Raw genomic sequence first — 20,181 nt, 5'->3', positions numbered from 1 at the left:
TGCGGCGCAGGCACCCTTAAAGCCAGTCCGATCTGCGGAAGCGCCAAAAGAGAATGGTACAGAGGCCTAAAATGATCGCGATGACGACGTAGTAGCCATATTCCGTCTTGAGCTCCGGCATGTTCTCGAAGTTCATGCCGTAGATGCCGGCAATGGCTGTCGGCACTGCTGCAATAGCAGCCCAGGCCGCAAGTTGTCGAGTGATCACGCCCTGACGCTGCTGCTCCAGGAGATTGCTCGCCTCGAAGACCGAGGTAATGACGTCCTTCAGACCGCTCGTCGTGGTCTCGACGCGCCGGACGTGGTCGTTCACATCCCTGAAGTATTTGCGCGTCTCCGTATCGATGCACGGCAGATCGAGATGGACCAGTTTTCCGCACACTTCCGACATCGGGCCGAGGACGCGCTGGAAGCGTATGATCTGGCGTCTCAATCGGAAGAGCCGTTTGATTTGATCGCGGCTTAGGAAAGCATCGAGCATACGCTGCTCCATTTCCAGCACATGATCCTCTATTGTCTGCACAACGGGGAGGTACCCGTCGACGATGAAATCCAGCACGCCGTGCAGCACATAGTCCGGGCCGTTCTTCAGCGTTTCGGGCGCTGCTTCAAGCTGCTTGCGCAGCGTGCTGTGGCCGCGATCGGAACCGTGTCTGACGGTGACGACATGGTGATCGCCGATGAAGATCGCCGTCTCTCCATATTCGATAGCGTCGCCATCCAGATGGGCGGTCTTGGTGATGAGGAAAAGTTGTCCATCGTAAATATCGAGCTTTGGAACCTGGATCGGGTTAAGGGCATCCTCTACGGCGAGGTGATGAAGCCCAAAGGTTTTCTGCAGAGCAAAGAGTTCCCGCTCATCGGGGTCGTGCAGACCAATCCATACGAATTCGTTTTTCGTCGTCGGAACAATGCCGTTTTCGATGTCGAAGGATTCCGCCCGCCGACCATCGCGGTACAAATATGATGCAACAATGCTCATTTACGCTCCGCTCAATCCTGCGTCTGCGATCCGGTCATCTCGCGACGCTTAGGCAAGAATGTGCAGTTACGGGCCAAGACGACAAGGCCTCGCGATCACTGCGAGATTTTGATTTTTAGCCATTTATCACGAATGGAACGGTTACCTGCGTCGATCCATTTGCGATCACAGAGGGCAATGCCACTGATATGGAGCACGAAGCCGTACTTCGAACTCAAGGACGCCAGCCGATATCCTCGCCAACAGCCGCCGGCACAGCGAAGTTTGCGACCTGCCACTCGACCTGATTTCCTCCGATCGCGACGCTTATGACATCCGCCGCAAATCGATTCCCGCTGACATCAATCGCTCAACTACCGCAATACAGACAGGGGCAACACCGAATGTCGGTTTGGCTATCCGAAGCGAAGGGCGCTTGATGGTTAGCCGGAACATTCCTCACGAATATTTTCTGCTCGATGCTACCAAGGCAGACGGTCCCGTGGTCGGCCATCTTCGCGCCAAACCAATCGGTTCCGTGGTTATCGACCCGAACGGTGGCCGCTATCGCTTTGTCGGCGTCGCCGCCAGAGACGACCGCGGCAGGCTCGAAGTCATGTCGCTCAAACCGGGCGAATGGATCGTTGCGCCTGATCTAGTTTACGAAAAAGCGGCCTAGAACATCCTAGGCATGGCCGCACTGGCAGGGCGAAGGGACACCGTCGGTATCCGCCGGTGTTACGCGTGGAATCTCACCCAACAAAAAGCCGGAAGAGCGATGCCCTTCCGGCTTTTCCTTGTCCCGCTCGAAGCCATTAGGCGGCTTCGGTCGTATGTGCCTTGCGGACTTCGTCGTCCGTCAGGATGCCACTGGCCCGCAACAGGGCAGCAAAGCGGCCGTTGGAGTGGCTGAGCTCCTCGAAGCTGCCGTTCTCGACGATGCGACCATTATCGAGGAACAGCACCATATCGGCTTCGCGGACCGTCGAGAGACGGTGGGCGATGATGAAGGTGGTGCGGTTCTGGCGCAGGTTGTCGATCGCAGCCTTGACACGGGCTTCCGTCTCGACGTCGAGCGCGGAGGTCGCTTCATCCAGCACCAGGATCGGCGCATCCTTTAGGATGGCGCGGGCGATCGCGATACGCTGACGCTCACCGCCGGAGAGCTTGTTGCCGCGCTCGCCGACATGGGTGTCGTACTGTTCGTCGCGGTTCTCGATGAAATCGGACGCGGCAGCGGCTTCGGCAGCACGGCGCATATCCTCTTCCGAAGCGTTTTCGCGGCCGAGGCGAATGTTGTCACTGATCGAGCGGTTCAGCAGGCCTGCATCCTGGAAGACGGTGGCGATATAGCGGCGCAACGACTTGCGCGTGACCTTGCTGATATCGATACCGTCGACAAGGATATGACCGCTTTGCGGATCGTAGACGCGCTGCAGCAGGTTAACGAGCGTCGTCTTGCCAGCGCCGGTTGGGCCAACGATCGCAACCGTCTGGCCGGCCTTTACCTTGAAGGAGACGTTGTGCAGGCCCTGAGAGCTGTTGGCGAAGCCGAAGGAGACGTCGTTGAACTCGACGTCACCCTTGACGTCCTTGATCTCGCCGTTGCCGGCAGGCTCCTCGCGTTCACGAACGGAATCTTCCAGAACGTAGAAGTCCTCCAGCTTCGAGCGTGCTTCGAAGATCTGCGTAGCGAACTGGCGCATGAGATCCAGGCGGGCAATCAGCAGGTTGGCAAAGCCGATGAAGGCAATGACATCGCCGACGCGCAGTTCGCCGTTCTGGACCAGCACGGTCCCGATGACGAGCACGACCATCATGGCGATCGTCGAGGCCATGCGGTTCAGCGCGCTAGCGAGAGCCCACCAGTCAAGCACCGGATACTGCGCCTGCAGCAGGCGATCGGCAAAGGACTTCAGCGCGCGAGTTTCAGCTTCGATGCGGTTGTAGCTGTGCAGCACCGAGACGTTGCTGATGGAATCGCTGACATGGCCGAAGACGGTATGGTAGTGGTTTTCGACCGAAGCCTGGCCATCCTTCGTGCGGCTCATGACCACGCGGCCGATGAGCCAGTAAGCGATGCCGAGCAGGATCAGGACAGCGGAGAGGCGATAGTCCATCGACATTGCCGTCGGGACGAGCAGGACAAGCGCAATTGCCGTCGAAAGATGGTTGCGCATAAATTCCAGCCACAGGCCAAACAAGGTTTCGCAGGCGCGCAGCAGCGTATGAAGTGCGTTGGACGTACCCCGCTGATGGTGCCAGGAAAGCGGCATGGAGATGATGCGGCCAAAGGCTTCCGTCAGAAGTGTCGCGCGGCGGCCATGGGCCAGCCTGTCGGCTTCGCGCGCGACGAGAACGAAGGCGATGGTGTTGAAGACGGCAAAAGCCGCCCACATCATAAGGATTGGCTTGACCTCGCCCTTGCCGGAAATCGCATCGATGATACGGCCGAACAGGATCGGCTCGGCGATGGTGATCGCCGCCAATACGATGTTCGCTATAACGACGAGGGATACGCGGAGCTTGTAGGCGCCAAGATAGCGCAGGGCTCTTGCATAGACCTTGAATAACGACACGTCGGAACCTCTTTTGCATCTGCGAAAAACGGGATGATGCGATGCTACGAAAAGCTACCTGAACCGACGATTAACGAGGCCTTCAGATTCGGAATCCGGCTTCGAAATTTGTGCATCCTGTCATCGGAAGTGCAACAAGTGACCATCGTTTCTAAATTGTTGCTTAGGCATACAGGGCGACAATTTCCGCTTGCATTACCTGGAGCGTCTAGCGCACCATCCAGTTCGTGAGTTGTAGCTTTTTAAAAAGACCGTTCAGCGGCGGGTTATAAAGCCTGCTCCGACGGCCTCGTTGATTCGGGCAAGGGGCGTTTTTGTGCAAATTCATTCTTTAATTCAATTCCTTATCATTCTCGAAGAAAGCTTCGACGCTGAAAGTGTGATCGGTGAACTCGAAAAGGTGATCCTCGCCGGCGGATTCGACTACTATGGACTGCTTCGTCATCCCAAGCATGGAGACAACCCATGGGGTGTGACCTTGGCCGGCCGCTGGCCAGAAAGCTGGCAGCACGTTTATGCCGCGAAGAAATACGTGCTTGTCGATCCGACCATACGGTATCTTGCGCATGCGCAACGCTCCTTCCGGTGGCGCGACAGTATGGCGGCGTTCAGGGATGATCCGCATTGGCGCCGCATGGAGCAGATGATGGTTGATGCCTATGGCCACGGGCTGGAAGACGGTTACATATTCCCAATCTATGGGCGAAACGGCATCCTTGGCAGCCTCAGCATTGGCGGCAAGCCGACCGAGCTTTCATCGGCAGAGATCTCGCTTTTCGAGACGATCGCCCGCAGGGCCTTCTGGCGGCTGCTTGATATGCGAGGTGAGGCCGCGGTGCTGGAAACAGTGCCGATCAGCGATACGCAGCTGACCCGGCGCGAAATGGAAATTCTGCATTATCTCGCCGAGGGTATGACCTCGATGGAGATCAGCAAGCATTTGAAGATCTCCAATCATACGGTCGACTGGTATATGAATGGCCTGCAGGACAAGCTAAAGGCCAAAAACCGGCAGCAGGCGGTGGCGCTTGCTTTTCGCTATGGCCTGATTACCTAGATTTTGAGAAATTCTGTTTCGCCATAACGGAGGAAATTGAACTTTCTGTAACAGCACGTTAAGAATTCTCTTCGCGGGTGCAGCATGGCCCGTTTTTCGTGCTTTGAGGAGAGTACATTGCCCATATCCAAGATCCTTGTTGCCAACCGTTCCGAAATTGCCATCCGCGTCTTCCGCGCGGCCAACGAGCTCGGCATAAAAACGGTCGCGATATGGGCAGAAGAGGACAAACTCGCGCTGCACCGGTTCAAGGCCGACGAGAGCTATCAAGTCGGACGCGGGCCTCATCTTGCCCGTGACCTTGGACCGATCGAAAGTTATCTCTCGATCGACGAAGTAATCCGCGTCGCCAAGCTTTCGGGCGCCGATGCCATTCACCCGGGTTATGGTCTGCTTTCTGAAAGTCCCGAGTTCGTCGATGCCTGCAATGCTGCGGGCATCACTTTCATCGGTCCGCGGGCCGATACGATGCGTCAGCTCGGCAATAAGGTCGCAGCGCGCAATCTCGCCATTTCCGTCGGCGTTCCGGTCGTGCCAGCCACCGAGCCGCTGCCCGATGATATGGCCGAAGTCGCCAAGATGGCGGCAGCCATAGGCTATCCCATCATGCTGAAGGCCTCCTGGGGCGGTGGCGGGCGCGGCATGCGCGTCATCCGCTCCGAAGCCGACCTCGCCCGTGAGGTGACGGAGGCCAAGCGCGAAGCGATGGCCGCCTTCGGCAAGGACGAGGTCTATCTCGAGAAGCTTGTCGAGCGCGCCCGTCATGTCGAAAGCCAGATCCTCGGCGATACGCATGGCAATGTCGTCCATCTCTTCGAGCGCGACTGCTCCATCCAGCGCCGTAACCAAAAGGTCGTCGAGCGTGCGCCCGCGCCCTATCTGTCGGACGCGCAGCGGCAGGAACTTGCTGCCTACTCGCTGAAGATCGCCGAAGCGACGAACTATGTTGGCGCCGGCACAGTCGAGTATCTGATGGATGCCGATACCGGCAAATTCTATTTCATCGAAGTCAATCCGCGCATCCAGGTCGAGCACACCGTTACCGAAGTCGTCACCGGCATCGATATCGTCAAGGCGCAGATCCACATCCTCGACGGCTTTGCGATCGGCACTGAAGAATCCGGCGTGCCGAAGCAGGCGGATATCCGGCTCAACGGCCACGCGCTGCAGTGCCGTATCACGACGGAAGACCCGGAGCACAATTTCATTCCGGATTATGGCCGTATCACCGCCTATCGTTCGGCATCGGGCTTCGGTATCCGCCTCGACGGCGGCACCTCCTATACCGGCGCAATCATCACCCGTTATTACGACCCGCTACTGGTCAAGGTGACGGCCTGGGCGCCCAATCCGCTCGAAGCCATTTCCCGCATGGACCGCGCCTTGCGGGAATTTCGCATCCGTGGTGTCGCCACGAACCTGACCTTCCTCGAAGCGATCATCACGCACCCGAAGTTCCAGGATAATAGCTACACGACGCGCTTCATCGACTCGACTCCGGAACTCTTCCAGCAGGTCAAACGCCAGGACCGTGCCACCAAGCTGCTTACCTACCTCGCGGACGTCACCGTCAACGGTCATCCTGAAGCGAAGGATCGTCCGCGCCCGTCAGAGGACGCCGCCAAACCGGTCGTGCCTTATGCAGACCACGGCAAGATTGCCGATGGTACGAAGCAACTGCTCGATCAGCTCGGACCAAAGAAATTCGGCGAGTGGATGCGCGATCAGAAACAGGTGCTGATAACCGACACGACGATGCGTGACGGTCACCAGTCGCTGCTTGCCACCCGCATGCGCACCTATGACATCTCCAGGATCGCCGGCACCTATGCACATGCGCTGCCGAACCTCTTGTCACTGGAATGCTGGGGTGGAGCCACCTTTGACGTATCCATGCGCTTCCTGACGGAAGACCCGTGGGAGCGCCTGGGACTGATCCGCGAGGCGGCTCCCAATCTGCTGCTGCAGATGCTGCTGCGCGGCGCAAATGGCGTCGGCTACAAGAACTATCCCGACAATGTCGTGAAATATTTCGTCCGCCAGGCCGCCAAGGGCGGCATTGATCTCTTCCGCGTCTTCGACTGCCTGAACTGGGTGGAAAATATGCGCGTGTCGATGGACGCTGTTGCCGAGGAGAACAAGCTCTGCGAAGCGGCGATCTGCTACACGGGCGATATCCTCAATTCGGCCAGGCCGAAATACGACCTCAAATATTATACGGATCTTGCCGTCCAGCTCGAAAAGGCGGGCGCTCATATCATTGCACTGAAGGATATGGCTGGCCTGTTGAAGCCGGCTGCGGCCAAAGTGCTCTTCAAGGCACTGCGTGAGGCGACCAGCCTGCCGATCCATTTCCATACGCATGATACGTCGGGCATTGCTGCTGCCACGGTTCTCGCTGCCGTGGATGCCGGTGTCGATGCCGTCGATGCTGCGATGGATGCGCTTTCGGGCAATACATCGCAGCCCTGCCTCGGCTCGATCGTCGAAGCGCTGCGAGGTTCAGAGCGCGATCCGGGCCTCGATCCTGAATGGATCCGCCGCATCTCCTTCTATTGGGAGGCGGTTCGCAATCAGTATGCGGCCTTCGAGAGCGACCTCAAGGGACCGGCTTCCGAAGTCTATCTGCACGAAATGCCCGGCGGCCAGTTCACCAATCTCAAGGAGCAAGCCCGTTCGCTGGGGCTGGAAACTCGTTGGCACCAAGTTGCCCAAGCCTATGCCGATGCCAACCAGATGTTTGGTGACATCGTCAAGGTGACGCCGTCTTCCAAGGTCGTCGGCGACATGGCACTGATGATGGTCAGCCAAGACCTGACAGTTGCCGATGTCGTCAGCCCGGATAGGGAAGTTTCCTTCCCGGAATCGGTGGTCTCGATGCTGAAAGGCGATCTGGGTCAGCCTCCGTCAGGATGGCCGGAAGCGCTTCAGAAGAAGGCGCTGAAGGGCGAGCAGCCGTACACGGTGCGCCCCGGTTCACTGCTTGAGGATGCCGATCTCGAGGCGGAGCGCAAGGCGATCGAAGCCAAGCTCGAGCGGGAGGTGAGCGACTTCGAGTTCGCCTCCTATCTCATGTATCCCAAGGTCTTTACCGATTTCGCACTGGCTGCGGACACCTATGGTCCGGTCTCGGTGCTGCCGACGCCCTCCTATTTCTACGGCCTCAAGGATGGTGAGGAACTGTTTGCCGACATCGAAAAAGGCAAGACGCTGGTCATCGTCAATCAGGCGATGAGTGGTACCGACAGTCAGGGCATGGTCACCGTCTTCTTCGAGCTCAACGGCCAGCCGCGCCGCATCAAGGTGCCGGATCGGGCGCATGGCGCCTCGGGGGCCGCGGCCCGGCGCAAGGCGGAAGCTGGCAATGCCGTCCATGTCGGCGCGCCGATGCCGGGCGTCATCTCGCGCGTCTTCGTTGCGCCCGGTCAGGTGGTCAATGCCGGCGACGTCCTCCTCTCCATCGAAGCGATGAAGATGGAAACGGCTTTGCATGCCGAGAAGGACGGTACGATCTCGGAAGTGCTGGTCAAGGCCGGCGACCAGATCGACGCCAAGGATCTGCTCGTCGTCTATGCCGGTTGAGTAGGGGACGGTTGTTTGTCTTCGATATCACCTGATTGTGTACGATCTGACGTCTAAAAAGCTGGTTTTTCTGAGAGTTAGCAGCCTTCTCGCCTTGCCGGGCGAGGAGGCTTTCTCATAGATGTCGGTTCCCGCCACCAGCCCCAAGAGCATTTAGGAAGACATCTCCATGAGCAAGTTGAGGATTGCCGTCATCGTCGGCAGCACACGTATAGGCCGCTTCGCCGAGTATCCCGCCAAGTGGATCGCCGAGCTCGTCAGCCAGCGCTCTGATCTTGAGGTCGAGGTTCTCGATCTTCTCGATTACCCCATGCATTTCTTTGGTGAAGCGCGCGCCACTACTGCGGAAAGCGAGACCGCCGAACGCTGGAAGAAGAAGCTGCGCGAATTCGACGGCTTCATCTTCACCGTGGCCGAATACAATCATGCGCCGACGGCTGTTTTGAAGAACGCGATCGATCTCGGCGAATTCATCCAGAAGCCGGTCGGCTTCGTCGGTTACGGCGGTGTCGGCGGCGCACGCGCGGTCGAGCATCTTCGCCTGGTCTTCGTCGAAATGAGCGCGGCTTCCGTCAAGACCGGAGTCCATATCGCATTCAGCGAATATCTTGCCGTTCTCAAGGACGGTAAGAGCCTAGGCGACTACGCGCATCTCAACGAAGCAGCCAAGAATCTGCTCGATCAGCTCACCTGGTGGGGCAATGCGCTGAAGGCAGCGCGCGCCGTCGCAACGGGCTGATCGAAATGCCAGCAATACCGGGATGGTCGCGACCCGGTATTGCTTCAGATATCGTAGGTATGGGCTGCGTTGATCGTCGAGATGAAGCGCTTGGTGCGCTCCCGCTCCGGCGAATTGAAGATCGCTCTGGCAGTGCCCGTTTCCACCACGCTGCCGGCTTCCAGAAAGACAACGTCATTGGCGATCTTGGAGGCGAGCCTGAGATCATGGGTCGCCATGACCATGGTCGTGCCTTCCCGGGCAAGCTGGCCCAACACATCGACCACTTCCGCCGAAAGCTCCGGATCAAGAGCCGATGTCGGCTCGTCGCATAGCAGGACACGGGGCGAGGGGGCCAGCGCGCGAGCGATCGCCACGCGCTGTTGCTGACCGCCCGAAAGTGTCGAGGGCCAGGCGTCGGTTTTATGCGCCATGCCGACCTTGGTCAGCAGTTCCATGGCGCGCTCGCGTGCCCTTTCCTTCGGCCATTTCAGGACCGTGACCAGACCTTCCATGACGTTTTCGATCGCTGTCTGATGCGGGAAGAGCTGAAAATTCTGAAAAACCATGCCGGTCTGGCGGCGGATCTTCTGGATCGCCTGCCAGCCCACACGCTTGCCGGGCGCGAAGGAGAGCGTCTCTTCGCCGAGGCGGATGGTGCCTGCGGTCGGGATCTCCAAGAGGTTGATGCAGCGAAGCAATGTGCTCTTGCCGCCGCCGGACGGGCCGACGAGGGCGGTGACACTGCCTTCCGGAATGCGGATGCTGATGTCCTTGAGGATGACGGCGTCGCCGAAGCGCTTTTCGATATTGGAGAGCTCGATCATGCATTTGCCTCCAGCATACCGCCGTAACGCGCGAAACGGCGTTCGAGCCGCTGCTGCAGCGCCGAGAGCACGGAACTCAGGACGAGATAGATCAGGGCCGCCTCGATATACAGGATCAGCGGCTCATAGGTGGTCGCGACGATGCGCTGTGCGGCCTGAAAGAGTTCCGGCACAGTGATGGCGGCTGCGAGCGAAGTGTCCTTGACCAGCGAGATGAAAGTGTTCGACAGCGGCGGCACGGCGACGCGAGCGGCCTGCGGCAGAATAGTGCGGCTCATGGCCTGACGCCAGCTCATGCCGATCGAATAGGCCGCCTCCCACTGGCCCTTCGGCACGGAGGAGATGACGGCACGTATAATCTCGGAACTGTAGGCGCCGATATTCAGCGTGAAGCCGATTAGGGCAGCCGGAAAGGCATCGAGTAAGATGCCGATGCTCGGCAGGCCATAGAAAATGACGAAGAGCTGGACGAGCAGCGGGGTGCCGCGGATGACCCAGACGTAGAAGCGGGCAATGACTGCAATCGGCGCCGGGCCGAAGAGACGGGCAATCGCGGTGATCAGGCCCAAGATCAGGCCGAAAGCGAAGGAAAGCAGCGTCAGGGGGATGGTGAAGATCAAACCAGCCCATAGGAGTGAGGGCAGCGATTCCACCATCAATTGGAGCCAGTGCGGCAAGGGCGAGTCCTCAAGAAAAGACGCGTCCGGCAAGGGCTCGCCGAACGCTTTTCCATGCAGCTATAGATGATATGGCGGCAGCGCGAAACCGCCGGGCCAAGGCTTATTTCGAAACGTCCTGGCCGAAGTATTTGTCGGCGATCTTCTGGTAGGTGCCGTCAGCCTTGATGTCGGCAAGCGCCTTATTGATCGCCTCGAGCAGTTCCGGCTCGCCTTTGCGGATGATGATACCGGAGTAATCGGCATTTTCCTGCTGGGCAACAATCTTCACCGGCGCGTCAGGTTTGTGCTTCTTGAAGTCCAGGAAAGAGAGGCTGTCGTTGATCGTCGCATCGGCGCGCTTCGTCAGGACGAGCTGGATCGACTGGTCGAAGCCGTCGGTGCCAACCAGTTCGGCGCCGGCTTCCGTGGCGATCTTGCCGAAATTGCTGGTCAGCGACTGAGCCGACTTCTTGCCCTTGAGATCGGCGAAGGACTTGATGCTGTCGTCGCCGTCGCGAACGATCAGAACAGCCTTGGACGCGATATAGGGTTCGGAAAAGTCGTATTTCTGCTTGCGCGCATCGGTGATGCCGACCTGGTTGATAACAGTGTCATAGCGGTTGGCGTCGAGGCCGGCGATCAGGCCATCCCACTTGCCTTCGACAAACTGGGCCTTCACGCCAAGCTTGGCCGCAACCGCTTCGCCGATTTCGACGTCGAAACCGACGAGCTTGCCGCTTTCGTCATGATAGGTGAACGGCGCGTAAGTGCCTTCCGTGCCGATCTTGAAGACCCCGGCAGACTTAATGGCGCTGAGATTTTCGCCGGCATGGGCGGGCAGAAGAGCTGCAGCCTGAATGAGGGCAGCGGCGGCGACGGTTTTCAACCAGTTCATTGTTCTTTCCATCCTTGGAAGAGGTGTTCAATCGCCGATACATCGCAGAAAATTGCGGCTACGGAAGCGTAGAAAACTGCAAATAAAAGCGGCAACTGCGAATATTTTTCTCAAGCTGCCATTCGAACACCGAATTCAGCTGAAACCGGTATCAGGCAGTGGCCCGATGGTGCAGTCTTTCGCTGACGATGATCAAACCGGCACCGAGGATCATGATGGCTCCGACGACGACATCATGCTCGGAATGTCGGCTCAGATAAAAGGGTGCAAGCACCGAGACCGGTGCCTGACGCATGCTTTCGAAAAGCGCGGACTGGACACAGCCGGCGATGACGCCCGTGCCGATGAGCATGCCGCGTTGCGTCAAGGTCGGGGTCTGCCAGGCGTAGATAACGGCCACGCCGGTCATGATGCGGACGGTCCATAGGCCACGTTTCGCCCTGGCAGTAGCGGCTTGTCTCAAAGCGTCAGAAATCGTGTAATCGCTCACATTGCATGCACGATTATCAGTGTTTATGCTTGATTGGGGGATTGGAAACACTGATCCGGTATAAACATGCAAGATTTCTTACTGCGAGAACGCCAGACGGTTATCTCCGAGAGGCTTAAGACGCATGGCCGCGTGCTGGCTACGGAATTGGCTCTCGAATTCGGCGTCTCGGAAGACACAGTGCGGCGTGACCTGCGCGAGATGGCGGCGGCGGGCCTCTGCGAGCGTGTCTATGGTGGGGCGTTGCCCGTTTCACCGGCGCGCGGGAGCCTAAGCCAGCGCATGAGATTTGCCGCTGACAGAAAGCAGGCTCTAGCGCGTGCGGCGGCGGGCGAAATTGCCGCCGGCATGACGGTTTTCTTTGACGCCGGCAGCACCAATCTGGCGGTCGCCAATGCCTTGCCGACTGATCTTCCGCTGACGGCTGCGACGAATGCGCCCGCGATCGCTGCAGCGCTGATCGAAAAGCCTCGAGTCAACGTCATCCTGATCGGCGGTCTGGTCGATCGCCAGACCGGAGGCTCGCTGGGCGCCAAGGCCCTGCGCGACATGGAGCAGATCTTGCCCGATCTCTGCATTCTCGGCGCCTGTGGTGTCGATCTGGAGGCAGGGCTGACGACCTTCGGCTTCGAGGATGCGGAGTTCAAGCGGTTCGCCACATCCAGGAGCAAGCGGGTCATGGTTGCGGCCACATCGGAGAAATTCGGTACAGCAGCGCCACATAGCGTTTTGCCTGTCGCGCATTGCGAGTGCCTTATCGTGGAGCATGACGCAGATGCCGTCATGCTTGGGGAATACCGTGCACGCGGGTGCCGGACGATCATTGCGGACAAGACGGTCTAAAGCCGTTCCGCCTGTTATGGGGATCGGGCAGGTAGCCTGATCAAGAGGAAAGACAAGGAAATGGACACTAATGTGAACGCGGCTCGAGGGGTACGGAGTGGCTTCATCACCAGAAGCAGGGTTGCGGTCTCGCTGCTCTTTCTCATGAATGGTTTCGTCGTCGGATGCTGGGCGCCGAAGATTCCTGACTTCGCAGAACGGCTAGCGCTCACAAAATTCGAGCTCGGGTTGATGATCCTCGTCTTCGGTCTCGGATCGCTGGTCATGATGCCGGTCGCCGGCGCGCAAATCGCCAAGCATGGCTCGCGCGTCGTCGTGCGGGTGCTGGCCCTCTGCGTATTGCCGATGCTCCTGGCACTGACACTGGCGCCCAATGTCATCGCCGGAGCGATTTCGCTCTTCCTGTTCGGCGGCTTCATAGGCGCGATGGACGTGGCGATGAATGCCAATGCGGTGGCCGTGGAAAAATCCATGCGCCGCGCCATTATGTCGTCCTGCCATGCCTTCTGGAGCCTTGGCGGCCTCATTGGTTCCGGTCTCGGCGGCCTGGTGATCTCCAAACTTGGCATTCTCGGCCATGCGGAACTGGCAACTGTTCTGGCTGCCATCTTTCTTGCCATCGCCTGGCCGATGATCCTGGCCGACCCGCCGCATCCCGAAGATAAGAAGGAAAAGACCCGGTTGCCGATGGTGCCGCTGCCATGGCTGCTCGGTCTGATGGCCCTGTTCTGCATGGTGCCGGAAGGCGCAGTGCTCGACTGGGGTGCGCTTTATCTTCGGCAGGAAATGGAGGCATCCGTCGCGCTGTCCGGCTTCGGCTTTGCAGCCTTCTCGGCGACCATGGCGATCATGCGCTTTGCCGGAGATCTGGTTCGCGACCGTCTTGGTGGTGTGAAAACACTACGCATCTGCACGCTGTTTGCGATCGCCGGCATGTTGCTCGCGAGCCTTGCACCGAATGCCGAGATCGCCATCCTTGGCTTTGCGCTCTGCGGCATCGGCATTTCCAACATGGTGCCGATCGCCTTTTCGGCGGCAGGCAATATTCCCGGCCTGAAGCCCGGTATCGGCATCTCCGTCGTTACGACGATGGGGTATTCTGGCATGCTGGTTGCACCCTCGGTCATCGGCTTCGTCGCCGAGCATGTCAGCTTTGCGGCCGTTTTCATGGCGCTGCCGGTGCTGCTACTGGTGGTTCTCGCCTTCTCCCGGCTCGCACATTATGCCGACGGCGTCTCCGGAGGCGGTCACTGAACCGCCTCCAAACAAAAGTGATATGCGGGGCGGTTGACAAGCTCGCAGGCTTGATCCACCTGAAAGGCTCTTTTTTCCGGGTGTAAGAGCTCTTCATGTCTGCTTTCGATTTCGATCCGAAACCGCGCCGCGCTTCCGTTGCCGTCGATGTCGGCGGCGTCATCGTCGGCGGCGGCGCGCCGGTCGTCGTGCAATCCATGACCAATACCGACACGGCTGATGTGGATTCTACGGTCGCCCAGGTGGCCGCCCTCCATCGTGCAGGCTCCGAGCTTGTCCGTATCACTGTGGACCGCGATGAGAGCGCAGCTGCCGTGCCGAAGATCCGTGAGCGCCTGCTGCGCCTCGGCATGGATGTGCCGCTGATCGGAGATTTCCACTATATCGGCCATAAGCTGCTCGCCGATCACCCGGCCTGCGCCGAAGCGCTGGCGAAATACCGCATCAATCCGGGTAATGTCGGCTTCAAGGACAAGAAGGACAAGCAGTTCGCTGAAATCATCGAGATGGCGATCCGCTACGACAAGCCAGTGCGTATTGGCGTCAACTGGGGTTCGCTCGACCAGGAATTGCTGACGCAGCTGATGGACAAGAACCAGTCCGAAGGCTCGCCGCTTTCGGCCCGGCAGGTAACGCGCGAGGCGATCGTGCAGTCGGCCCTGCTGTCTGCCCAACTCGCCGAAGAGATCGGTCTGCCGCGCAATCGTATCATCCTGTCGGCCAAGGTGAGCCAGGTTCAGGATTTGATTGCCGTCAACTCGATGCTTGCGGAACGCTCCAACCACGCGCTGCATCTCGGCTTGACCGAAGCCGGCATGGGCACGAAGGGCATCGTCGCCTCGTCGGCCGCCATGGGCTATGTGTTGCAGAACGGTATCGGCGATACGATCCGTATTTCGCTGACGCCGGAACCTGGCGGCGACCGCACCCGCGAGGTGCAGGTGGCGCAGGAATTGCTGCAGGTCATGGGCTTCCGTCAGTTCGTGCCGGTTGTTGCGGCCTGTCCGGGCTGCGGGCGTACGACCTCGACCGTCTTCCAGGAACTTGCGCAGAACATCCAGAACGACATTCGCAAGAACATGCCGGTCTGGCGCGAGAAATATCCGGGCGTGGAAGCGCTCAATGTCGCGGTCATGGGCTGCATCGTCAACGGACCAGGCGAAAGCAAACATGCCGATATCGGCATCTCCCTGCCTGGCACCGGTGAAACACCAGCCGCTCCCGTCTTCATCGACGGCAAGAAGGCTTTGACGCTGCGTGGCCCGAATATCGCCTCGGATTTCGAAGCGCTCGTCATCGACTATATCGAGAAGCGTTTCGGTCAGAAGACGGCAGCGGAGTAATCGTGCCGCCTTTCCGTCTCAGCTCTTGCGATCTGCGATGAAGCGGGCCGTCGCTTTCAGCATCGCAGCATGCTCGCCATAAGGGTGAAGCAGTTCCTCGGCATCCTCGACATGCTGGCGCAGCTGTTTTTCCGCCCACTCCATGCCATGAAGTGCAACGAGCGTTCCCTTGCCGCGGGCGGCATCCTTGCCGGTCGCCTTGCCCATCGTCTTGGTATCGGAGGTCAAGTCGAGGATATCGTCGGCAAGCTGGAAAGCGAGGCCGATCTTCTCGCCGAAACGGCGCAGACGCTGCCGCTCTTCCGAGGAAGCACCTGCAATGATGGCGCCGGCTTCGCAAGCAAAGCGGATCAAGGCGCCTGTTTTCATCGCCTGCAGGCGGATGATGCCGGTTTCATCGGGCGCGTGTTTTTCCGCTGCGAGATCGAGTATCTGGCCACCGGCCATGCCGCCGAGGCCTGCGGCGCGGGCAAGCGCCAAAACGAGCTCCGTCTTGCTCCGGTCCGGCAGATCCGTTTCCGGGGCAGCAATGATATCGAAGGCGTAGGTCAACAGACTGTCTCCGGCCAGAATGGCGGTCGCCTCGTCGAACTTGATATGCACCGTCGGTTTGCCACGGCGCAGGTCGTCATCGTCCATGGCCGGCAGGTCGTCGTGGACGAGCGAATAGCAGTGGATGCATTCAAGTGCCGCACCAACCCGCAGAGCTGCCTGCCTATTGCCGCCGAGAAGTGTGGCTGCTTCCACGACAAGGAAGGGGCGCAGACGCTTGCCGCCATTGAGCACAGCGTAATGCATGGCGTTGCGCAAAAGGTCGGGGCGGGCGATCTCATCTGAAAGAACGGTGGGAGAGAGCAGCGCGTCGAGCAGCGCCTCGATCTCGGTGGCGCTGTTTTTCAACCGTATCTCGAATGTTTCCCGTTTCGCGTCCATGCGCGCTCTTTGGCACGGCGGAACCGCTGCTGGCAACGGAATTGTAGATCACTGCACCAAGATTTCCGCTCCGCTCTGGCAATGCAGGTTTTCAGGCGGTATGACAACGGCAGGGCGAAAACGGACTGGGACATTGGATATAGTGCCGGAGACAATGGAGAGCGCCGAGGCGCCGGTTCGCCGGCGCTGGTTTGGAGACCGCCAGGTGCTGAAGGGCATCGTTCTTGCTGTGCTGGCCCTGCTGCTTTTGCCTTATGTCCTGATTTTTCTCTACCTGCTGCCTTTCATCCATCCGGTTTCGACGCTGATGCTGCGCGATCTCGTGCTTCTGCGTGGTTACGACCGGCAGTGGGTCTCGATCGACGACATCGCGCCAGTTCTCGTCCAGTCGGTCATGATGTCGGAAGACGGGCAATATTGTTTCCACGGTGGCGTCGACTGGGGCGAAATGCGTATGCTGGTGGAAGATACTCTAAAGGGCCAGGAGACGCGCGGCGGCAGCACCATTCCCATGCAGACGGCGAAGAATCTCTTCTTGTGGAATAGCCGCTCCTTCATTCGCAAGGGACTGGAGCTGCCGCTCGCAGTCGTTTCCGATTTTGTCTGGTCGAAGCGGCGGTTGATGGAGATCTATCTCAATATCGCCGAATGGGGGCCTGGCGTTTATGGTATCGAGGCGGCTTCGCAATATCATTTCAAGGTGCCGGCCTCGAAGCTGACGCGCCGGCAGGCATCGCTTTTGGCAGTTTCGCTGCCGAACCCGATCGGCCGCAATGCCGGAAAACCCGGCCGGGGCCTACGCCGACTGGCCGTCGTCATCGAACGGCGGGCACAGGGCTCCGGCGATTACATCAAGTGCATCTATGACTGACATCAGAACTTGTCGTTGGAAGCGGCAAGCGTCATCTGACATTCTTGGTTCTGCCATAAGGGCGAGCGCAGTACCAACGAGAGCCCTTGAGTCGCCCCATGACCACCACAATACTTTCGCCCGAGCTTCTCCAATATTCGAAGACCCATAATCCCGCTCCGCCAGCGCATTTAGGCACTCGTTATCGCCAGGTCGGGGGATTTTTACCGGAGCAGGGCAACACGATCGTCTGCCACCCGGTGAAAGGCTCGGAAACTCAGCAGGCCCTGATCGAGGCGCGTGAAAAATATCTGACGATGCCTGAGGCACCAAAGTTTCTCTTCACGCCGATCACAAGCCTCCACATGACGCTTTTCGACGGGGTAATCGAGACGGAGCGCAAGCAGGATCGCTGGCCTCATGATATTCCCCTCGATACGCCAATGAATGATATGACGGAGCTTTTGGCGGCTCGGCTCGAAGGCTTCTCCATGTTCGATCCTTTCAATGTCGCTATCGTTGAAGCCCGTCCTTCCGGTTTGCTGCTTGAGGGCGCAACAGAAGGTGACCGAAGGGTGATGCGCGCCTGGCGCGATGCATTCGCCAAACTCCTGGGTTTTCGTCAGCCCAACCATGAGGAGTATAAATTCCACATGACCTTCGCCTATGCGATCGAGCGGCTGGAAGATGAAGCATTGCCACGCTGGCAGGCGATGCTCAACGAAGTTGTTGAAGATATCCGCCGCGCTGCTCCTGTGCTGGAGTTCAACCCGCCGGCCTTCTGCGTGTACGAAGATCTGAACCATTTCCACGAACTGCTGATCTTCGATTTCGAACCCTGACAGGAACGCATCATGGACAAGCTTACGCTCTACATTGCCAACAAGAACTATTCGTCCTGGTCCTTCCGGCCATGGATGGCGCTGACGGGCGTCGGCATTGATTTTGAGGAAGTGCTGATCCCCTTCGATTATCCAAACGGCAATCCCAACATCAAGGCTGTCTCGCCGAGTGGCCATGTGCCGGTGCTGCAGCACGGCGTGCTGAAGATCTGGGAATCCTTCGCGATCATCGAATATGCGGCGGAGCTCTTTCCTGAAGCCGGATTGCTGCCTGGCGATCGTGGCGAGCGGGCGCTTGCCCGTTCGGTTTCCATGGAGATGATGTCGAGCTTCCGGGCGCTGCGCAGCGCTTGCCCGATGAACATCCGTCGGCCGAGGGGCAAGATCGCGCTGCCTGACGGGGTTTCGGCGGACATCAGCCGGATCGAGACGATCTGGCGCGATCTGCTGCAGACGTCCGGTGGGCCATTTCTTTTCGGTGAATTCAGCGGAGTGGACGCGATGTTTGCGCCTGTCGTCAACCGCTTCGACATTTATGATCTTGTCAGTCACGACGATATACTGGCCTATATAGGTACGATGAAGGTACATCCAGCCTGGCGGAAGTGGGAGGAAGCAGCCCGCGCCGAGCCCTGGATCGTGTCGGAAGACGAAGTTTGAACAGGGAATCATCGGCATCGCAAAAAATACATATGGGGACTGGTCAAGACCGCCCCTTGCATGTATAAGCGCGCAAAATTTCCGAAATCGCGACATGTCCGTTTCGGCCGCCAGTCTGGCCGTGGACATGTTTTGCCCGCAAGTGGAGTAAGAGAAATGGCTGTACCGAAGAGAAAAACGAGCCCGTCCAAGCGCGGCATGCGCCGTTCGGCTGATGCGCTGAAGGCTCCGACCTACGTCGAAGACAAAAACTCCGGCGAACTGCGCCGCCCGCACCATATCGATCTGAAGACCGGCATGTACCGTGGCCGTCAGGTTCTGACGCCGAAGGAAAACGCATAATTTCTTTGCGGTATTTCCGATAGCGTTCCAAAGGCTGGCTCGACGCCAGCCTTTTTCTTTTCAAGTTATTGCAATCTTCGATGCCTTGAAGCGGGGCAGCAATGTCAGGCAGTATTCCCGAGAGCCGGGGGAGATTGTTCTGTATGATGACCGTAACACCGCTGATGGTTATTCCGTTTATTCTTTACAATCTGGCGATGCTGGGTCTGATGGGCGGTGGCGGAATTCCCGCGCTCCAGCATGATGTAATCGTGCTGTCGATGCTTTCGGGCGCCATCTGGAGCATGGCGCTCGGCGATCTCTTCATCGTCGTGGCGCTTGTTGTTCTCTTCCTCGAGATCCTGAAGGCGACCCGGAACGGTTCCGGCAGTCTGATCAATCACACGCTGTCGATGCTGGTCTTCATCGTCTTCCTGGCCGAGTTTCTTCTCGTCCAGGATGCGGCGACCCAAGTCTTTTTCATTCTGATGACCATTTCGCTGATCGGCGTGGTCGGTGGCTTTGCGGTGTCAATCCGCAGCGCCGACCGGGACATCTCCATCGGCCTATAGGCTGTCGAGCTTGTTCTGCAGCGCGCGAAGCTGTTCCTTCAGTTCGTCGATGTCCTTGGCCTCGGCCTTGCGGGTTTCCTTGGGCGGTGGCGTCATGAAGGGCGAGAACATTTGTATGGCCTGCTGGAACATCTCGGTGTTCCGGCGCACCTGGTCCTCGATCATCTGCATGGGAAGCTGAAGGTTTTTCCCGAGCGGCGTTTCGCCGAAGGCGCGGTTCACTTGCTCGCGAATCTGTGACTGCTGCTCTGTGAAGGCGCGCATGGAATGCTCCAGGAAGCTTGGAACGACCATTTGCATTTGGTCACCATAATAGGTGATCAGCTGACGCAGGAAGGAAATAGGAAGGAGCGTGTTACCGGTTTTCGATTCCTGCTCGAAAATGATCTGGGTCAATACCGAATGTGTGATGTCGTCACCGCTTTTGGCGTCCTGAACGACAAATTCCTCCCCCTTCTTCACCATCTCCGCCAGGTCTTCCAGTGTCACATAGGTGCTGGTGCCTGTATTATAGAGGCGGCGATTGGCATATTTCTTGATTACGATTTGACCCTCGGTCTTCGCCATATCAGTCTCCCGAACCCCGTCTGATTGTATGGATACTCCTCCACCTGTGACTGTAGACGCAAAAGAAGGGCGGTGACAATCTCTTTGTGCGATGCGGCAAGCCCTTTCCCTGTACGGATAAATCCATTCGAGGGCACCGCAGCAAACGGTGGAAGAGTCTTGGCATTTGACTCGGGCCTGCAGCTTTGTCAGTTTCCGCTTATATGTGTGACGAGAAACGAGGAAACC

Annotated in this window: 19 protein-coding genes and 1 pseudogene; 12 read left to right on the top strand and 8 right to left on the bottom strand. The window is 58.5% G+C overall.

Features of this window, described 5'->3' with window-relative positions; translation table 11 throughout:
- Window positions 1-16: 16 nt before the first annotated feature.
- Window positions 17-982 (bottom strand): magnesium and cobalt transport protein CorA, encoded by a 966-nt coding sequence (locus EV281_RS21375; RefSeq protein WP_132655990.1) that lies wholly within the window; start codon window positions 980-982, stop codon window positions 17-19.
- Between the two features lie 418 nt (window positions 983-1,400).
- Between EV281_RS21375 and EV281_RS21370 the strand changes: the two genes are divergently transcribed.
- Window positions 1,401-1,640: a hypothetical protein gene (locus EV281_RS21370; protein ID WP_132656301.1), complete on the top strand. Its 240-nt coding sequence runs from the start codon at window positions 1,401-1,403 to the stop codon at window positions 1,638-1,640.
- Window positions 1,641-1,776: 136 nt separating this feature from the next.
- Here the strand turns inward: EV281_RS21370 and EV281_RS21365 are convergent, their stop codons facing one another.
- Window positions 1,777-3,540 carry a glucan ABC transporter ATP-binding protein/ permease gene (locus tag EV281_RS21365; protein WP_132655988.1) on the bottom strand — a complete coding sequence of 588 codons (1,764 nt, stop codon included), beginning with the start codon at window positions 3,538-3,540 and terminating at the stop codon, window positions 1,777-1,779.
- 316 nt (window positions 3,541-3,856) lie between these two features.
- Here EV281_RS21365 and EV281_RS21360 point away from each other — a divergent pair, with 316 nt between their 5' ends.
- From EV281_RS21360 to EV281_RS21350, 3 genes are all read left to right on the top strand, one after another.
- Entirely contained in the window at window positions 3,857-4,597 is a 741-nt protein-coding gene (locus tag EV281_RS21360; protein WP_132655986.1) for a LuxR family transcriptional regulator, read from the top strand.
- Between the two features lie 117 nt (window positions 4,598-4,714).
- On the top strand, window positions 4,715-8,179 hold the full coding sequence (pyc, locus tag EV281_RS21355) for a pyruvate carboxylase (protein WP_132655984.1): 3,465 nt from the start codon (window positions 4,715-4,717) through the stop codon (window positions 8,177-8,179).
- A 169-nt stretch (window positions 8,180-8,348) separates the two neighbouring features.
- Window positions 8,349-8,918, top strand: a complete 570-nt coding sequence (locus EV281_RS21350) for an NAD(P)H-dependent oxidoreductase (RefSeq protein ID WP_132655982.1) — start codon at window positions 8,349-8,351, stop codon at window positions 8,916-8,918.
- Window positions 8,919-8,962: 44 nt separating this feature from the next.
- On the opposite strand, the gene EV281_RS21345 is transcribed toward EV281_RS21350, so the two are convergent.
- The 4 genes and pseudogenes from EV281_RS21345 to EV281_RS21330 all read right to left on the bottom strand — a co-directional run.
- Window positions 8,963-9,724 (bottom strand): amino acid ABC transporter ATP-binding protein, encoded by a 762-nt coding sequence (locus EV281_RS21345; protein ID WP_132655980.1) that lies wholly within the window; start codon window positions 9,722-9,724, stop codon window positions 8,963-8,965.
- Complete coding sequence (locus EV281_RS21340) at window positions 9,721-10,401, bottom strand: amino acid ABC transporter permease (RefSeq protein ID WP_132655978.1); 681 nt, start codon at window positions 10,399-10,401, stop codon at window positions 9,721-9,723. Before EV281_RS21340 ends, EV281_RS21345 begins: the two co-directional genes overlap by 4 nt.
- Window positions 10,402-10,504: 103 nt before the next feature.
- Entirely contained in the window at window positions 10,505-11,278 is a 774-nt protein-coding gene (locus EV281_RS21335) for an amino acid ABC transporter substrate-binding protein (protein WP_132655976.1), read from the bottom strand.
- Between the two features lie 151 nt (window positions 11,279-11,429).
- Window positions 11,430-11,690, bottom strand: a pseudogene (locus tag EV281_RS21330) (EamA/RhaT family transporter); the annotation flags it as partial.
- A gap of 144 nt (window positions 11,691-11,834) precedes the next feature.
- Between EV281_RS21330 and EV281_RS21325 the strand changes: the two are divergent.
- The 3 genes from EV281_RS21325 (at window position 11,835) to ispG (ending at window position 15,208) form a co-directional block, all read left to right on the top strand.
- Entirely contained in the window at window positions 11,835-12,611 is a 777-nt protein-coding gene (locus EV281_RS21325; protein ID WP_132655974.1) for a DeoR/GlpR family DNA-binding transcription regulator, read from the top strand.
- Window positions 12,612-12,671: 60 nt separating this feature from the next.
- The gene (locus EV281_RS21320; RefSeq protein ID WP_132655972.1) at window positions 12,672-13,865 is read left to right on the top strand and encodes an MFS transporter; all 1,194 of its coding nucleotides are present in this window, start codon (window positions 12,672-12,674) and stop codon (window positions 13,863-13,865) included.
- Window positions 13,866-13,960: 95 nt separating this feature from the next.
- Window positions 13,961-15,208 carry a flavodoxin-dependent (E)-4-hydroxy-3-methylbut-2-enyl-diphosphate synthase gene (ispG, locus tag EV281_RS21315; RefSeq protein ID WP_132655970.1) on the top strand — a complete coding sequence of 416 codons (1,248 nt, stop codon included), beginning with the start codon at window positions 13,961-13,963 and terminating at the stop codon, window positions 15,206-15,208.
- An 18-nt stretch (window positions 15,209-15,226) separates the two neighbouring features.
- Here ispG and EV281_RS21310 read toward each other — a convergent pair whose 3' ends face one another.
- The gene (locus EV281_RS21310) at window positions 15,227-16,141 is read right to left on the bottom strand and encodes a polyprenyl synthetase family protein (protein ID WP_132655968.1); all 915 of its coding nucleotides are present in this window, start codon (window positions 16,139-16,141) and stop codon (window positions 15,227-15,229) included.
- A gap of 133 nt (window positions 16,142-16,274) precedes the next feature.
- On the opposite strand from EV281_RS21310, the gene mtgA reads away from it, so the two are divergent.
- The 5 genes from mtgA to EV281_RS21285 all read left to right on the top strand — a co-directional run bounded on the left by mtgA (window position 16,275) and on the right by EV281_RS21285 (window position 19,386).
- Window positions 16,275-17,012, top strand: a complete 738-nt coding sequence (gene mtgA, locus EV281_RS21305; RefSeq protein ID WP_132655966.1) for a monofunctional biosynthetic peptidoglycan transglycosylase — start codon at window positions 16,275-16,277, stop codon at window positions 17,010-17,012.
- Window positions 17,013-17,110: 98 nt separating this feature from the next.
- On the top strand, window positions 17,111-17,833 hold the full coding sequence (locus EV281_RS21300) for a DUF1868 domain-containing protein (RefSeq protein WP_132656299.1): 723 nt from the start codon (window positions 17,111-17,113) through the stop codon (window positions 17,831-17,833).
- Between the two features lie 12 nt (window positions 17,834-17,845).
- A complete protein-coding gene (locus EV281_RS21295; protein WP_132655964.1) occupies window positions 17,846-18,493 on the top strand; it encodes a glutathione S-transferase family protein in 648 nt (215 codons plus the stop codon).
- 156 nt (window positions 18,494-18,649) lie between these two features.
- Window positions 18,650-18,835, top strand: coding sequence for a 50S ribosomal protein L32 (gene rpmF / locus EV281_RS21290; RefSeq protein ID WP_026186748.1), 186 nt, complete (start codon window positions 18,650-18,652; stop codon window positions 18,833-18,835).
- Window positions 18,836-18,978: 143 nt separating this feature from the next.
- Window positions 18,979-19,386, top strand: a complete 408-nt coding sequence (locus EV281_RS21285) for a hypothetical protein (protein ID WP_132655962.1) — start codon at window positions 18,979-18,981, stop codon at window positions 19,384-19,386.
- Here EV281_RS21285 and phaR read toward each other — a convergent pair.
- Entirely contained in the window at window positions 19,381-19,953 is a 573-nt protein-coding gene (gene phaR / locus EV281_RS21280; protein WP_132655960.1) for a polyhydroxyalkanoate synthesis repressor PhaR, read from the bottom strand. The genes EV281_RS21285 and phaR overlap by 6 nt on opposite strands.
- Between the last annotated feature and the right edge of the window lie 228 nt (window positions 19,954-20,181).

Source organism: Rhizobium sp. BK418, assembly GCF_004341105.1.
In the GTDB taxonomy this organism is placed as follows: Bacteria; Pseudomonadota; Alphaproteobacteria; order Rhizobiales; family Rhizobiaceae; genus Rhizobium.
This window is presented reverse-complemented; position numbering and strand designations above follow the sequence as displayed.